The sequence below is a fragment of the Pseudomonas sp. NPDC086251 genome (genome assembly GCF_044746405.1).
Lineage (GTDB): Bacteria > Pseudomonadota > Gammaproteobacteria > Pseudomonadales > Pseudomonadaceae > Aquipseudomonas.
In genome coordinates this window covers 89,965-106,529 of record NZ_JBIVBY010000004.1, presented here as the reverse complement: position 1 = coordinate 106,529, position 16,565 = coordinate 89,965, and the positions used below count along the sequence as shown (strand labels likewise).

The window sequence follows — 16,565 nt, the reverse complement described above, 5'->3', positions numbered from 1 at the left end:
TCCACTTTGAGGCATCTATGGGCATCTTGCGCCCAACACCGTAACTTAATGTATCGACTGGTGGTCGGGTGTTAAGTTAGTCGATCACCGCGCCATGTGACGGGTAATCGACAACATCGCAGCATCGAATCAGTTTATCAGCGGGAAGAAGCCATATCGCCCATTCCTTCTGCTCTTGGTAAAGTGCTGATAATTCATCTGAGGGATAAGCGCCATATCAGGCTCCTTATTCTCAAATATAATCACTTGAGAATCTTTGAAGTTATCTGCAATGTCCTGATAGAACGCATAAATCACGTCCGCGGCAACTTCCTCATCGTCTTCCTCTGGCTCCGGATCTCCTTCCTTGTAAGTGGTCAGTGGCGAATCGAGCACCACAAAGCCAGGATGGCGCCCAGAAAGCTTCAGCAAATTCATCAGCCCCAGCGCAAATGCTGCGGAAGCGATCGCTCGATACCCCTTGCCGAAATTGCCTCTCGCACTCCCACCAATGGTGATGTCTCGTGCTGTGAAATCGAATTTTACCGGGAGGTAATTAGGGAAGCTCCAGCGCTCCAAGATCGCCTGAATCTCTTGCACCAGCGGCTGGGCTGATTGCTCAAAGCTTTCCGGTGTATACGTGTTTTGTTCTTCAAGCAGCAGAACACCCAGTCGTTTTAGCTCATCCCTCAGCCTGGCCTTATCGGCAACGCGTCTTTCCAGCGCCGAGTGATCATGCTTGAGGCACGAAGCAAGCTCCTTCAGGTCGCTCACTGTCTGTACCGAGTCCTGGATCTCGGACGTGATCAGCTTCTCCAGTGCGGCGATGGACGTTTTGGTGGCCTGCGCGCTGGAGGAGTTCCGTTCAATCGCTACCGTAAGGGATCCCTGTGCTTCCGCGAGCTCGTGGATGTTCTTCGAGATTCGATCCAATTCGAAGGAAACACCTTTCTTGATGTCATCAACATCCGTCGTGCATAACTCGGAGTCGAAATGGTTGCCGCAGGTTGGACAAAGCACCGAGTCTGAATCATCAAGCAGGACTGCGGCCTGCTCAATGCCCTGTAGACGCTGACGGTCTGATTCGTACTTCTGACCAAGCATATCAAATCGGCCAAGGAGAGCCTTGTCTTCAGCAATTTTGCCTTCGACTACCTCCAGTTCGGATATATGGTTAGCCTTCTGTGTGAATAGGTCTTCACTCGAATGGAACGCGCCTTTCAGTTCAGTTTCAGCCGACTCCAGCCGAAGCGAGACCTGGGTCGTAAACGAATTGAATTTCTGGAGTTCAAGGACATCAGCGGCATCGTCACCCGGATAGAATTGCTTGATGATGTCTTCGACAGCAGCAACCCTATGCCTTAACGCCCCCTTTGACGCCAGCTCCTTCTTAGCCTGTTTGACCCCTGCGTCGTCTTTCCCCGTAAGTAACAACTTCAGGATGGATGTTTCTTTAGTGCCCTCATCATTCTGACCAGTCCCCAGAGGAGAGTAATCAGCCACAATTCGCGTTTCATCCATCAAAAAAACTTTTTCGAAATCGCGAAGCGAGAAAGAAGCATTGTTTAGCGAAACGGTACCTTTCAGCAAAAGCTTTCCATTCAACCCCAACCTGTCCAAAAACTGGTTAGAGATAGAGTTCATCTTCGTAGGGTTGTGCTTTACCCCCAGAATTTGAATCTTCCCCTCTTCATCATAAAAGGTAGGCTTGGAACTTGCAGAAAGCTCCCTCTCGATCGTAAAGGAGGTCTCATCATCATTTACAAACTTAACCTTGACCGAAGTATACCCTAGAGACTCGCCAATGGGCTTTGGAGGCTTGTTTGCACCCAGAGCAAATTTGATACACTGAACGATGTAAGATTTACCTGTGTTAGAGCCGCCTTGGACAACGTTAGCACCCTTCGTAAAAAAAACAGCGGCGTCCCTACGCTCAGCGCCACTCACAACAACACTTTCAATATACATCAGACTACCCTGTCAACTTTATAAATAGTGCGGCGCTGAGCGGAGAGGTAATCAATATTTTGCTCAACCCATGAAACGCGCCGCCTGAAATCTGCGTGATACTCAGTGGTTAACTTGGCAGCAAATGCCATGCCTGCGTCAGTAATAGAGTATCGAATGCCGTGCTCATCAACCTGAGAGTTCATCAGCCCCTTCGCGGTAAAAAGCTTGATGGCGTCAGGGAAAATTTCCCGCCGACGAACCAGTTCAGCCAGACGATTCAGCATCATTGGATGCAGGCTTGGCCCTCCTTGGAAGTCACCGCTATAAATCGATGCATAGTCCAAGAAGATCAGCTCGTCTAGGTCAAGCTTCCGGGAAAGGCCAGCGAGCAACATGACGATACGTGCCCCAATCTCCACAGGGCTGTTGTACAAATCCTTTGAGTTCATCATCTATTTCTTGATCCATTTAAACTTCAGGTCATTCACCAACTGATGGCACAGGCCCTTTCGATCGGAGGTCTGCAAGAAATGACGGAGTGGATGGGAGTCATATGGAATATTTACGGACTGTGTGCTCACTTGGAGAAAACGCTGATATCCATCGTCGTGCTTTTGTCGCACAACACTGTGCACGCCTTCGTGGCACTCGTCTTTGAGCTTTTGATAGCACTCTGTAGGAAACGCATCGCGCGAAAACATCTCCAATGACTCTGCGCTGAAGAAGTTGATCCTCGCTCGCTCCAGATCATCCTTGTAATCAGTGTCCATAACGCTATCAAGTGAATACTCTGCCCCATCGGCATCGGAGAAAGCGTGCAGGAGAGCTTCAATGTAGACCTTCTCGTTATCCCCAACAGAATCAGGTACGGATTTCTGAACCTGTGGCCGCTTTAGATGGTAGCTCCCGAAACGCGTCGAGTGATACGGTGTCAGCGCATGCTTAGCAATCAACTCCTGAGAGGACATCTCATCAACAAAAGAAAAGTCGATGGTGTTGAGATAGTCCAACAGAGCACCCTCAAGAAGAATGGACTCTGTCTTAGTGATCTTATCCTTACAGGCCTTATCCCAGCGCTTGATGATCTCGACCTTAATGCGAGACTTTTTGGCCAGCATGTCAATGCAGTCAGAACTACAGCCCTTCGGCGACACAAAGCGGTACTCACGGGGCAGGGTGTAATCTTCTTTCCATGTGTAGTAAACCAGCTTACCCAACTCCGCCACAACGTTTGCAACGCTCAGCTTATCTTTGTAGTGCTTGCATTGATAATTGTCCCACCCCGTTGCGTACCGGGCGATGACATCGCGCCCCTTATCTCCCGCACCAGCACAGCGGGTTACCGTCTCGTAACCTTTACCTAGGTAAGAAACGAATTCCAGAGTAAAGACTTCCCAATCATCCGCAGACATGATCTGCAGACGATCCAGAGGGTGGACTGGCTCACCTTTTTCTATATCTAGTGCCGTGAGCTCGAATTCCGGGGCTGAAGGGAGCTTGATGGTGTTCTCACCAAAAGACATTAGCTTCACCTCTCCGACCAGGTGCGCCACCCACAAAATAATAGTTAAAGGAAATCATAATCCGAGATCGCGCTCCAACTGAAGAGCCTTGATATGATTTGGCATATCACCAATAATTTTATTTTGGTTCTTCCGCAAGGCACCCGTGAGCTTCTTCAGGAAACGCTGATTCAACTCCATGTTCCCTGATAGTTCACCAATGATAATATCGGGGTAAACGTCAGCTTCTTCCAACGCCATTGTCAACGCCGCACGGGCTGCGCCAATTGGCTTGTCCATCGCATATTCGATTAGATCAGCTGGGTGAAAAGCGTATTCCTGTTCCTGCTCACTCATGCATGAATCCCTTAGTTATTGAAATGTTGTTCGACTGATTATGTTCGGCTGGGCGACTCATCGAGGGTGTTGGTCAGATGCGTTGGTTAGATGTTCATCAAATCTCAGGCACGACGAAAGCTCCCGAGTAAATACTCCGGATATAGTCGCTGTATGTCTGCGTTCCTGTGGCGTAGCTGATCCATGCCGAGCTCCTACCGCCCTCCTCACCCGCTAGGCGAGGGTTACTGGGCATCCGGGTGTCCCTGGGTAATGGCACAATACTATCGTCATTGCGCTGCATTGTGAAACCCGCTGGCCCATCTCCGTCGCGATCTTTATGGATCGTGAGGGGCTCGTAAGCCAGGCCAAAGCTCCCCTGTATCGACACCTCTAAGAGGCTTGAACTGGCGAGATCGACTATGCATCGATATGGGCCGGTTTAGGGGGGCAAAAGCAAACCGGCAAAATCCTGAGGCCTCCGGGGTATGCCATAGATAGTGGTGTGTCAGTAACATCTAGCTTAGAGCACTCCCTATCGAAAGCAGAGCTTAAGCTTGTTAATGCAGGAGCAGGAGCAGGAGCAGGAGCAGGAGCAGGAGCAGGAGCAGGAGCAGGAGCAGGTCAAAGCCTAAGGACTTTGACACCAATTAGACATCTGTCCACAAAACGTTTTTATTGTCGACGATCACCCCGTCATCCGCCTTGCCGTTCGAATGCTGCTTGAACACGAAGGTTACAAAGTTGTTGGTGAAACAGATAATGGGGTCGACGCCATGCAGATGGTTCGAGAATGCATGCCCGACCTGGTCATACTCGACATCAGCATTCCAAAACTGGATGGGCTGGAAGTGCTCTCCCGTTTCAACGCCATGAGTACCCCCATCAAAACATTGGTATTAACAGCGCAGTGCCCGACGATGTTTGGTATTCGCTGCATGCAGTCCGGCGCCTCGGGGTATGTGTGCAAACAGGAAGACCTGAGTGAATTGATCAGCGCCATAAAAGCAGTATTGTCAGGTTACAACTACTTTCCAAGTCAGGCCTTGAACCCTGTTCGAGGAGATGATGCACGCTACGCTGACCTGGAGTTATTCAAGTCAGTCAATGACCGGGAGTTGATGGTATTGCAACTTTTTGCTCAAGGCCGCACCAACAAGGAAATTGCCAAAGGCATGTTTCTGAGCAACAAGACGGTCAGCACCTATAAAAAACGACTCATGCAAAAGCTCAAGGCCCAATCGCTGGTTGAGCTCATTGAAATGGCAAAACGTAACGCATTAGTGTGAGGGACAGGATGCCCAGTCGTATAAAGGACTATTTGATACTGATGGCCGCGGGTGTATGCCTGAGCGCCTCGGTGGCCGCTGCGCAGACAACCAATGACTTCTACACCTTGCTCAGTCGCTCAACGACAGGAAACCTGGAAGTCCAGCTGGATCAATCACAACGGCAATGGGTCAAGAACAAACGTGAACTGATCCTCGGTACCTCGGCCCCGGATTATCCGCCCTTCGACCTGACCATCAGCGGCCACGACTATGAGGGTTTTACCGCCGACTACGCAGGCATCCTCGGCAACACCACCGGTTTGCCCATCAAGGTTCAGCGTTTCGCCTCTCGCGGTGCAGCCATCGAGGCGCTTGAGAATGGCGAAGTCGACCTGCTCGGCACCGCCAATGGATTCGAGGCGCGCACTGCCGACATCGTGCTTTCCACGCCCTATGCCGTGGATCAACCGGTCCTGGTGACACGCGAAGGGGAAACCCGATCCCTGACCGATGGCCTTGCCGATCTGCGGTTGAGCATGGTGTATCACTACTTGCCGCTGGAAGAGGTCAAGGCGATGTATCCGAAGGCGATCATCACTTCCTATCCGTCCTACCAGAATGCAATCAACGCGGTGGCCTTCGATCAGGCTGACGTGTTTCTCGGCGACACCATTTCCACCCATTACATGATCAACAAGGGATACCTGAACAACATCCGCATGGCCAACTTCGGCAAGCACGAAGCCCACGGCTTCAGTTTTGCCGTGCACAAGAACAACCCGGAGCTGCTCGGCATCATCAATGCGATGCTCCTGGTCATCCCCACCAGCGAGCGAGAAAACATCGCCAAGCGCTGGAGCGCCGGCAGTGACATTCTGCTCACCGATCAGAAACTGGACCTGAGCTACAGCGAAGAACGCTGGCTGGCGCAACATCCGGTGGTACGCGTGGTGGTCAATGAGGCCTTTGCGCCGCTGACGTTTTTCGACAGCAATGGCCATTTTCGTGGCGTCACGGCCGACCTGCTTGAACTGATCAGATTACGCACCGGGTTGCGCTTCGACATCCGTCGCAGCCGAAGCAATAGCGAGATGATCGAGCAGATCAACAACAATCAAGCCGACCTGATCGCCGCCCTGCTGCCCAGTACGCCACGCGAAACGACGTTGAACTTCACCCGTCCCTATCTGCAAAACTCGTTCGTCCTGCTGACGCGCAAAGCCGCCGACAGCCCGGCAAACCTTGCACAATTCCAGGACAAACGCCTGGCCATTACCCAGGGCAATCCGTTGCTCGATTACCTGCGCAGCGAGTACCCGCGAATCAAACTGATCGAAACGGCGGACACCTTCAGCGCTGTCGAATTGCTCGCCGAGGGCAAGGCGGAAGGTGCGGTGAACTCGCTGGTGATTGCCAACTACTTCATCTCATCGCGCCTGTTCGAGCACACACTTCAAATCAGCACCACCATCGGCACCCGACAAGCCGCGTTCGCGCTCGCCACCAGCCGCGACGCCAAAGAACTGAACTCGATTCTCAACAAGGCGTTGCTGAGCATTGCGCCAGAAGAGCTGGGCATCATCAACAGCCGCTGGCGTGGCTATTCGGCGTCTTCGCAAAGCACCTGGCGCAGCTATCACCGAGTGTTCTTTCAGGTGGTTATCGGTGCCGGTGTCCTGCTGCTGATTTCCGTTGCCTGGAACGCCTACATGCGTCGTCAGATCAACCAGCGCAAGGCGGCCGAGCGTGCGTTGAACGATCAATTCGAATTCATGCGATCACTGGTCAACGGCACGCCCCATCCGATTTACGTGCGTGATCGTCAGGGCCTGCTGCAAAGCTGCAACGACAGTTACCTGGAAGCCTTCTGCGCAAGACGTGAAGACGTGATCGGCAAAAGCGTCATGCAGGGCAACATGAGCAATGCGTTCGAAGCCTGGGAATATCAGGCCGACTATCAGCGCGTCGTGGCCGAGGGCATCCCGTTGATTCTCGATCGTGCGCTGCACATCGGTGGTCGCCGGCTGACGATTTACCACTGGATTCTTCCCTACCGCGATTCCAGCGGTGAAGTGCAAGGCATCATCGGCGGCTGGATCGACATCAGCGAACGGCGGCAATTGTTCGATGACCTGCGCTGCGCCAAAGAACGCGCCGACGAAGCCAACCGAGCGAAAAGCACGTTTCTGGCCACCATGAGTCATGAGATCCGCACGCCGATGAATGCTGTCATCGGCATGCTTGAGCTGACGCTGAAGCGTATCGAACTCGACCATCCGGATCGTCCGGCCATCGATGTCGCGTACAACTCGGCCAGGGACCTGCTAGAATTGATCGGCGACATTCTCGACATTGCACGGATCGAATCCGGGCACCTCAGCCTGAGCCCGGAGCGGGTCAATCCGGGCGAGATCATCGCCTCGGTGGTGCGGATTTTCGATGGCCTGGCTCGCCAGAAGAATCTCGACTTGCGGGTAGACTTTCACCCTGCCAACCCGGCAATCGACGTCCTGCTGGACCCGATGCGTTTCAAGCAGGTGCTGTCCAACCTGATCAGCAACGCCATCAAGTTTACGGAGCAGGGCCAGGTCAGGATTACCGTCGACCTGCACCCGACCGCCGACCCCGAACAGGTGCAGATGTTGTTGCAGGTTCAGGACAGCGGGATCGGGATCAGCCAGGAAGATCAGCTGCGCTTGTTCGAACCCTTCGCCCAGGCCAGTGACACCGGCCAGTCGAGCCGAGGGGGCGCAGGGCTTGGATTGGTGATCAGCCGCAGCCTGTGCGAGATGATGGGCGGCAGCCTGCATTTGAGCAGCCAGCCGGGTTTCGGCACGCGTGTCCAGGTGTCGTTGCACCTGGCAGCCCTGCCATTCGTGCCGGTGTCGGCGATTGCGCAAACGCCGATTCACGTGACCACGGCCCCGTTGAATGTTCTGGTGGTCGACGATCACCCGGCCAATCGCTTGCTCATGTGCCAGCAACTGGAATTTCTGGGGCATCGATTCAGTGTCGCCGAGGATGGCCAGGCGGGATTCGAGGCGTGGAAGGTCGAGCCGTTCGACCTGGTGATCGCCGATTGCAACATGCCGATCCTCAATGGATACGAACTGGCCCGCGCCATTCGCCGCCATGAACGACAAACCCAACGCCTGCCCTGCACTCTCCTGGGGTTCACCGCCAACGCCCAACCGGAAGAAGTGCAACGCTGCAAACAAGCCGGGATGGACGACTGCCTGTTCAAACCCCTCACCCTGACCGCCTTGAGTCAATGGGTTGAAGGGCTTGAACCAACCGACCGCGCGCCGGCGTTCAGTCTGCAAGGGCTGCGTCTGTTGACGGGTGGCAACCCGGCATTGGACCTGCGTTTATTGACCGAACTGCTGAACAGCAATCGTCTGGACAGAGAGGCGTTGCTGGCGTTGTCCCGCGCCGAGGGTCCGCAGTCATTTATCGACATTGCCCATAAAATCAAGGGCGCCGCGCGAATCGTCCAGGCCTCCCGGTTGATCGACAGCTGCGAGGCACTGGAGAAGGCGTGCCAGCAAGGGTTTGATCATCAACTCGTGGCCCATTGCACGAGGGCCATGGAGCGCTCCATGTTCGAACTGGAGCACGCGTTGCAGCAACAGATCGCAGTCAACGACAAAAGCAGGATGACAGAGCCTTAACTATGCTTGGTCGCTGAGCAGTGTGTTTACCATCATGGAGAGACCTGCAATGCCCAGCCCACTGCGCCCGGATCAACGGCGGTTGCCGTTGCACGTCCATATCAGCGTGATGTTCACCTTCCTGCTGTTGCTGACCGGGGTGGTGCTGGGGCTTTTCAACTACCGACAAACCACGCAGATCATTCTTTCCAGCAGTGAGAAGCTCTTCAACCGCATCGAGCAGGATGTGCGCCTGGACCTGCACAACACCTATGAACCGATTCGTCACTTGTTAAGCCTGCTGGCGGATAACCCGGCGGCCCAGGCCCCCGACCTGGAACAACGCCTGGCCCTGCTCAAACCCTTCAGTCAGTCCCTCAAGGACAATCCCGATCTGGCCTCGCTGTACCTGGGCTACGGCAACGGCGACTTCTTCATGGTTCGCCCGCTGCGCACCGCCGAACTGAAAACCCTGCTCAAGGCCCCGGAGACGGCGGCCTATCAAGTGTGGAGCATTGAGCGAAACAGCAGCGGCCAGGTCCATTCCCAGGGATTGTTTTTCGATCAGGACCTGGCCCTCATCAGCCGCCAGGACAACCCCGACGAAACCTTCGATCCACGAACCCGCGCCTGGTTCTCCAGCGCCAGCCGCGACCGCGATCAGATCACCACCGAACCCTACCTCTTCTTTTCCACCCACAACATCGGCACCACCCTGGCCCGGCGCAGTGGTGAAAGCGCGGTGATGGGCGCCGACCTGACCCTGGCCGAACTGTCCGCGACCCTGGCCAATCATGTCGTCACTCCCAGTACCGAAATCGTGCTGTTCGATGCCGAAGGCAATGCTATCGCTTATCCCGACAGCCGCAAACTGATCATCGACGATCAAACAGCACACCTGGCCAAGGCGGCTGACCTCAGCCCCAGCCTCGGCGCGCTGCTCAATCATCCCCCCGCAGGCAATCGACTGGACGCGGCCGGTCGGCAATGGATCGTCGCCCGCAGCCACATGCAGGAAGGTGGACCGCAGGGACTGCAACTGGCGTTGCTGGTGCCGGAAGATGAATTGCTCGTCGACGCCTACCGCATGCGCTGGCAAGGAGCGCTGATCACCTTGGCCACGCTGTTGTTGTGTCTGCCGGTGGGCTGGTTGACCTCCAGAGTCCTGGTCAAACCCTTGCGCGCGCTGGTGCAGGAAGCCGATGCGATTCGCAGCTTCAATTTCAACTTCCCGGCATCCCGTCGCTCGCCAGTGCTTGAAGTCGACCAGTTGAGCGTCTCGATGCTGCGCATGAAGGACACCCTGGCGAGTTTTTTCCAGATCACCGACAGCCTCAGCGCCGAAACCCGCTTCGCGCCGTTGCTGGAACGGGTGCTGTTTGAAACCGTGAACATAGGTCAGGCGCAGGCGGGTCTGCTCTACCTGCGCGAAAGTGATGGCGATCTCATGGAACCTCAGGGTCTGGTGATCAACGGCACGTCACAGGCATTGTCTTCGTTCGACGTTCGAGCACACGAACTCCAGAGCCCACGCAGCCCCGCATGGCTGCAGCAGCTGGCGAATGCCGACAATGTGGTGATCAATCTCGGTTTCGAACAGGCCGGGGATCTGCAAAAGGTGTTGCTTGCGCTGGAATCTCCCCGGGTTCATCTGATCGGCATTCGCCTGCACAACCGCCATAGCGAAACCGTGGGCCTGCTGATTTTGTTGTTGGCCGATAGCGGCCATGAAAGCGACCTGGAAAAACTACGACCGGACCGCATCGCATTTCTCCAGGCCGTCTCCGGCGCGGCTGCGGTGACCATTGAAAGCCAGCGTCTGCAGGCCAAACAAAAACAGCTGCTGGACGCCTTCATTCAATTGCTCGCCGGTGCGATCGACGCCAAAAGCCCCTACACCGGCGGTCACTGCCAGCGCGTGCCGGCATTGACGCTGATGCTCGCCCAGGCTGCCGCCGCCAGCCAGGACCCGGCCTTCAGCGGCTATCAACCCACCGAAGACGAGTGGGAGGCGTTGCACATCGCCGCCTGGCTGCACGACTGCGGCAAGGTCACCACCCCGGAATACGTCGTCGACAAAGCGACGAAACTGGAAACCCTGAACGACCGCATCCACGAAATCCGCACCCGTTTCGAAGTGCTCAAGCGCGATGCCTGGATCAACTACTGGCAAGCCATTGCTTTAGGTGGTGACGAGCAGCACCTGGCCGAACAGCGCAATGCCACGTTGGCCGGTCTGGACGATGATTTTGCCTTCGTTGCCCGCTGCAACCTGGGTGGTGAGGCAATGGCCGAGCCTGACCTGCAGCGCCTGCGCAGCCTGGCCCAACGCACCTGGACCCGGACGCTGGATGACCGGCTGGGCGTTTCCTGGGAAGAGAATCGGCGTCAGGCCCGCACCCCGGCGCCGACCCTGCCCGTCAGCGAGCCGCTGCTGGCGGATAAACCCGAGCACCTGTTCGAACGGGCGGAAGCCGAACGGATTCCCGACGACAATCCCTGGGGGTTCAAGCTCGATGTGCCGCGCTACAAGTACAACCGGGGCGAGCTGTACAACCTGAGCATTGCCCGAGGCACCCTGACGCGCGAAGAGCGTTACATCATCAATCACCACATGGTGCAGACGATCCGGATGCTCAGCCACCTGCCCTTCCCCGCCCATCTCAACAACGTCGCGGAAATCGCCGGTGGTCACCACGAGAAAATGGACGGCACCGGTTACCCCAAACGGTTGAAGCGCGAAGAAATGAGCCTGCCGGCGCGGATGATGGCGATTGCCGATATTTTCGAAGCGCTGACCGCCGCCGATCGCCCCTACAAGAAAGCCAAGTCGTTGAGCGAAGCGCTGGGGATCATGGCGACGATGTGTCGTGACGCCCACATCGACCCGCAATTGTTCGAGTTGTTCATCAATGCGCACATCTATCTGCAATACGCCGAGCGATTCCTCGACCCGCAACAGATTGATGCGGTCGACCCGGCAAGCCTGCTGGTCAAGGCAGGCTTGCGGGCATGATCAGCAGTCGGTCAGGCGCAGGAATATCGCGGCCAATTGTTCGATGCCGGCCTGATCTTCAGCGGTAAAACGCGCCAGGCTCGGGCTGTCGAGGTCCAGCACGCCGATCAATCGACCGTCCTTGACCAGCGGCACCACCAGTTCGCTGTTCGACGCGCTGTCGCACGCGATATGCCCGGGGAACGCGTGCACGTCTTCGACGAGCTGGGTCTTCAAGCTCGCCGCCGCCGCCCCGCAGACACCGCGACCGAAGGGAATCCGCACGCAAGCGATCTGCCCCTGAAACGGACCGAGCACCAGCTCTTCGTTGCGATTGAGGTAGAAACCGGCCCAGTTCAGGTCATCGAGCTGGTTGTACAGAAACGCCGAAAACTGTGCGGCGTTGGCGATGAAATCCCGCTCGTTCGCCAGCAATGATTCCAACTGTGCCCACAGCATGCCGTAGCCTTCGAGGCCCTGGCCGCTCTGTTGTAAATCGATCATGCCTTGTGCTCCAACAGCTTGAGCCCGACCCAATAGCGGGCAAATTGATACGCGCAACGTCCGTTGCGATTGCCCCGCCCCGTTGCCCAGCGCACGGCGAGGATGTCCAGTTCTTCGTTACGCTGCCACTCAAGGCCCGCCTTGTCGGCCAATTGACCGATCCAGTGTTCGACGACGTTGAGGAAGTGCTCCTGGGTAAACGGGTAGAACGACAGCCACAAGCCAAATCGATCCGACAGCGCGATCTTGTCTTCCACCGCCTCGCTGGGATGCAGTTCGCCGTCGACCCGTTTCCAGTTTTCGTTATCGCTTTCCTTTTCCGGCACCAGGTGGCGACGGTTGGACGTGGCGTAGAGCAAGACGTTATCCGGGGCCTGTTCGAGAGAACCATCGAGCACGCTCTTGAGCACGCGATAGTCGCCCTCGCCCGACTCGAACGACAGGTCATCGCAGAACAGCACAAAACGCTGGGGCAACCTGGCAATCTGTTCGACCACCCGCGGCAAGTCTGCCAGGTGATCGCGTTCGATCTCGATCAGCCGCAGGCCGGCCTCGGCGTGTTCGGACAACAACGCGCGAACCAGCGACGATTTACCGGTGCCACGCGAACCCCAGAGCAGTGCATGGTTGGCCGGCATGCCGTCGAGGAACTGCTGGGTATTGCGCCCCAGTTGCTCCACTTGTCGGTCGACACCGATCAGGTCGGACAATCGCGTTTCGAGGCTGACGTGCAGCGGCAGCAGAAAACCGCTGCGCCCTTCGCGTTGCCAGCGTGCGGCCAGGCAATCATTCCAGTCGATGGCTTGCCGAGGTGCGGGCAACAGCGGTTCGATACGGGCCAGGACAGCATCGGCGCGTTCAAGAAAAGCATTTAATCGGGAATCCACGTCTTCTCCTCGGGCTCGTTCACAGTGATGATGATGCTACAGCACCGAAACAAGCGTTCAAGGCCCTGTTCATCCCTTGATACAAGGTCTCGCGAGAACATCGGTATCCATGCATGATCGGCTATGCTTGAGCAGCGAAGGGAAACGGAAGTGGTTCAACACCCCATGGATATTAAGTTCACCAACCGGCTGTCGTACAAACAAGCCCGGCTTACCGTGCTGGTCGGTTTCATTCTGGGCACGCTGCTCAGCCTGCTGCAAATAGGCATCGATTATGCCAGTGAAGACGCCTCCATCAACCGTGAAATACGGTCTTTGCTGGAAATCAGCCATAACCCGGCCTCACGCATCGCCTACAACATCGACGCCGAACTCTCCCAGGAACTGACCCTGGGGTTGCTGCGCTCGCCCGCCATCGTCGGCGCGCAGTTGACCGACAACAACGGGACCGTGCTGGCCAGCGTCAAGCGACCGGGGCTGCAAAGCGATTATCGACTGCTCAGCGACTTCCTGTTCGGCGCCAACCGGCAATTTGAAGACCGCCTCTATCTGGATCACCTGCCGAGTGAATCCCTCGGCACCCTGCGCCTGGACGTCGACACCTTTTCATTCGGCAGCCGCTTCCTGCGTCGGGCCGAAGTGACCCTGCTCAATGGCTTCGCGCGCAGCCTGTTGCTGACCGGAATCCTGCTGGCGCTGTTCTACGTGATGCTGACCAAGCCGTTGGTGCGGGTCATCCGCGAACTCAGCGGCCGCGATCCGCGCAGCACGGAGCCAACGTCGCTGGAGTGCCCGACGGGCCATGAAAACGATGAGATCGGTGTGTTGGTCGAGGCCGCCAACCAGCAATTCGAAAACATTACCACCGAGATCCAGCAACGGCGCAACGCTGAAAACCGCCTGACCGACTACCTCAGTCAACTGGAAAACATCGTCTCGGCCCGCACGGCGGAACTCAAGGCCATCAACGCCAGGCTCAGCCAATCCAATCAGGAACTGGAAGTCGCCCGCAGCACGGCGTTGGACATGGCCGAAGCACGCTCGGTGTTCCTGGCCAACATGAGCCACGAAATCCGCACGCCCCTCAACGGCCTGTTGGGGATGATCGCGCTGTCCCTGGACGGCCCGCTCAATGGCGAGCAACAGCAACAGCTGTCCATCGCCCATGACTCGGGCAAAGTCCTGGTGGAACTGCTCAACGATATCCTCGATCTGTCGAAGTTCGACGCCGGCCAACTTGAGCTTGAACATATCCCGTTCGACCTCGGCTCGCTGATTGAGGACACCGCCAACCTGCTGTCGCAGAATGCCGCGCCGAACGTTGAGCTGAGCTGCCTGATCGATCCGCAATTTCCCGCGCTGGTGCTCGGTGATCCGACCCGAGTCCGGCAGATCGTCAGTAACCTGCTGTCCAACGCCCTCAAGTTCACCCGTTTCGGTCGGGTCGACGTGCGCCTGTCGACGTTCGAAGACGGTGTCAGAATCGAAGTCTGTGACACCGGCATCGGCATCGCGCAGGACGCCCAGGTTAAGATCTTCCAGCCCTTCACCCAGGCCGGTGCCGGTATTACCCGGCAATTTGGCGGGACCGGGCTCGGGCTGGCGCTGACCTACAACCTCTGCGAAGCCATGCAAGGGCGCCTCACCATCAGCTCGGAAGCGGGCTTTGGCAGCCAGTTTTGCGCCGACCTGCCGCTGCCCAGCCACACCCGAGCCCTTGCGCCGGCAACGTTGCAGGGCAAGGTCATCGCCATTACCAGTGCCAGCAGCGGTCTGGCGGAATTGTTGAAAACCTTGTTGCCCGGTTGGGGACTCGACTTTGAACAGCGGTCCATCGATGAGCCGATGATCGGCCTGAACCCCGATGTATTGATCACCGATTGCCCCGAATGCCTGTTCGGCCTGCGCACCACCTGCGCTGCGCCCATTCTGCTGGTCACCGCCTATGGCAACTTCATGCCCAGCGAAGAAGCCAGCGCCCTCGCGCCTTTGCAGCAACAGGCGCGGCCGCTGGCGCGCAACGCGTTGTACCAGACCTTGCGGCGCGTGCTGCAACCGGAACTGCACACGATCAACGGTGCCCGACTCGACACCCTTTCACCGCTGCGACGCGGACGGGTGCTGCTGGTGGAGGACAACCCGGTCAACCAATTGGTGGCCAAGGGCATGCTCGGCAAACTCGGTTGCGAGGTGATTGTCGCCGCGCACGGTGGCGAAGCACTGGATCAGCTTGAGCACAAGGAATTCGATCTGGTGCTGATGGACTGCAACATGCCGGTGATGGACGGCTACGAAGCCAGTCGGCAAATCCGTCGCAGCGGCCGCTGGCCACAACTGCCCATCGTCGCCCTGACCGCCAACGCCATGTCCGAAGAACGCGAACGCTGCCGTGCGGCGGGCATGAGCGATTACCTGGCCAAACCCTTCCGCCGGGAAGAACTCGCTGCCCTGCTGGACTTATGGATACCGGCTACGACAGTGCTTTGATTTGCCCCAACAGGTGATCAAGACCGTCGCGCAACTCATTCAGGCGATCCAGATCGACCCCGCTGTCGCACAACAGGCGAGCTTTGAGCGGCCCGACCTGATCGCGTAATGCCTGGCCGGCGGGCGACAAACTCAAATGCACTTCACGCTCATCCCGCGCCGAACGCTGCCGCTGGACCAGGTGCAGTTGCTCAAGACGCTTGAGCAGCGGCGTCAGCGTGCCGGAATCCAGCGCCAGGCGTTCGCCCAACGCCTTGACCGTCGGCTGCTCCGGCGCGGCGTCCTGCCATTCCCACAACACCAGCATCGCCAGGTATTGCGGGTACGTCAGGCCGAGCTGATCGAGCATCGGCTTGTAGGCGCGGATCACCGCCCGGGAAGCGGCGTACAACTTGAAGCAGAGTTGGTTGTCGAGCTTCAGGGAATCGACTGACAACGTGTTCATTTGAGCAGGGCTTCGATCTCGCGGCTCAGGTCCTGCGGCTTGGTCGCCGGCGCAAAGCGTTTGACCAATTGGCCGTCCTTGCCGATCAGGAACTTGGTGAAGTTCCACTTGATGCCCTGGGAACCGAGGACACCCGGTGCGCGTTTTTTCAACTGAACGAACAATGGATGAGCGTCGGCGCCATTGACTTCGATCTTTTTGAACAGCGGGAAGCTGACACCGAAGTTCAGCTCGCAGAACTCGGAAATCGCCCCTTCGTTGCCCGGCTCTTGCTTGCCGAACTGATTGCACGGGAAGCCGAGCACCACCAGGCCTTGATCCTTGTAGGTCTGCCACAGCTCTTCAAGGCCTTTGTATTGCGGGGTGAAACCGCATTTGCTCGCGGTATTGACCACCAACACGGCTTTGCCGGCGAAATCCGCCAGGGTCTTTTGTTCACCTTTGATGGTGGTCACCGGGATGGTCAGCAGGTTGTCGCTCATGATCCGGACTCTGAATGAAGGAAGATGAGGCAAACATAGCGAGCAATTGAATTGCGTGCAATTTAATAAATCGATGG

Annotated in this window: 12 protein-coding genes; 4 read left to right on the top strand and 8 right to left on the bottom strand. The window is 56.9% G+C overall.

Features of this window, described 5'->3' with window-relative positions; all coding sequences use genetic code 11:
- Positions 1-129: 129 nt before the first annotated feature.
- The 4 genes from ACIPL2_RS07485 to ACIPL2_RS07470 are packed head-to-tail and all read right to left on the bottom strand — an operon-like array spanning position 130 to position 3,788.
- Positions 130-1,947, bottom strand: a complete 1,818-nt coding sequence (locus ACIPL2_RS07485; protein ID WP_401354478.1) for a hypothetical protein — start codon at positions 1,945-1,947, stop codon at positions 130-132.
- Positions 1,947-2,381, bottom strand: coding sequence for an ABC-three component system middle component 2 (locus ACIPL2_RS07480; RefSeq protein WP_401354476.1), 435 nt, complete (start codon positions 2,379-2,381; stop codon positions 1,947-1,949). The genes ACIPL2_RS07485 and ACIPL2_RS07480 overlap by 1 nt, the downstream gene beginning before the upstream one ends.
- Positions 2,382-3,452, bottom strand: coding sequence for an ABC-three component system protein (locus tag ACIPL2_RS07475; protein WP_401354474.1), 1,071 nt, complete (start codon positions 3,450-3,452; stop codon positions 2,382-2,384).
- A 54-nt stretch (positions 3,453-3,506) separates the two neighbouring features.
- Positions 3,507-3,788, bottom strand: a complete 282-nt coding sequence (locus tag ACIPL2_RS07470; RefSeq protein ID WP_401354471.1) for a hypothetical protein — start codon at positions 3,786-3,788, stop codon at positions 3,507-3,509.
- Between the two features lie 635 nt (positions 3,789-4,423).
- Here ACIPL2_RS07470 and ACIPL2_RS07465 point away from each other — a divergent pair.
- From ACIPL2_RS07465 to ACIPL2_RS07455, 3 genes are read left to right on the top strand one after another with little or no spacing between them, the layout of a single operon-like run.
- Entirely contained in the window at positions 4,424-5,056 is a 633-nt protein-coding gene (locus tag ACIPL2_RS07465; RefSeq protein ID WP_401354797.1) for a response regulator, read from the top strand.
- A gap of 8 nt (positions 5,057-5,064) precedes the next feature.
- Positions 5,065-8,709, top strand: a complete 3,645-nt coding sequence (locus ACIPL2_RS07460; RefSeq protein ID WP_401354469.1) for a transporter substrate-binding domain-containing protein — start codon at positions 5,065-5,067, stop codon at positions 8,707-8,709.
- 49 nt (positions 8,710-8,758) lie between these two features.
- Positions 8,759-11,704 (top strand): HD domain-containing phosphohydrolase, encoded by a 2,946-nt coding sequence (locus ACIPL2_RS07455; protein WP_401354466.1) that lies wholly within the window; start codon positions 8,759-8,761, stop codon positions 11,702-11,704.
- Here the strand turns inward: ACIPL2_RS07455 and ACIPL2_RS07450 are convergent, their stop codons facing one another.
- Complete coding sequence (locus ACIPL2_RS07450) at positions 11,705-12,187, bottom strand: GAF domain-containing protein (protein ID WP_401354463.1); 483 nt, start codon at positions 12,185-12,187, stop codon at positions 11,705-11,707. It lies immediately after the preceding gene.
- Complete coding sequence (locus ACIPL2_RS07445) at positions 12,184-13,074, bottom strand: ATP-binding protein (RefSeq protein WP_401354460.1); 891 nt, start codon at positions 13,072-13,074, stop codon at positions 12,184-12,186. Before ACIPL2_RS07445 ends, ACIPL2_RS07450 begins: the two co-directional genes overlap by 4 nt.
- 165 nt (positions 13,075-13,239) lie before the next feature.
- Here ACIPL2_RS07445 and ACIPL2_RS07440 point away from each other — a divergent pair, with 165 nt between their 5' ends.
- Entirely contained in the window at positions 13,240-15,561 is a 2,322-nt protein-coding gene (locus tag ACIPL2_RS07440) for a response regulator (RefSeq protein ID WP_401354458.1), read from the top strand.
- Here ACIPL2_RS07440 and ACIPL2_RS07435 read toward each other — a convergent pair.
- Positions 15,545-16,006 (bottom strand): MarR family winged helix-turn-helix transcriptional regulator, encoded by a 462-nt coding sequence (locus ACIPL2_RS07435; RefSeq protein ID WP_401354455.1) that lies wholly within the window; start codon positions 16,004-16,006, stop codon positions 15,545-15,547. The two genes, ACIPL2_RS07440 and ACIPL2_RS07435, sit on opposite strands and share 17 nt — an antisense overlap.
- On the bottom strand, positions 16,003-16,488 hold the full coding sequence (locus ACIPL2_RS07430; protein WP_401354453.1) for a glutathione peroxidase: 486 nt from the start codon (positions 16,486-16,488) through the stop codon (positions 16,003-16,005). Before ACIPL2_RS07430 ends, ACIPL2_RS07435 begins: the two co-directional genes overlap by 4 nt.
- Positions 16,489-16,565 lie beyond the last annotated feature (77 nt).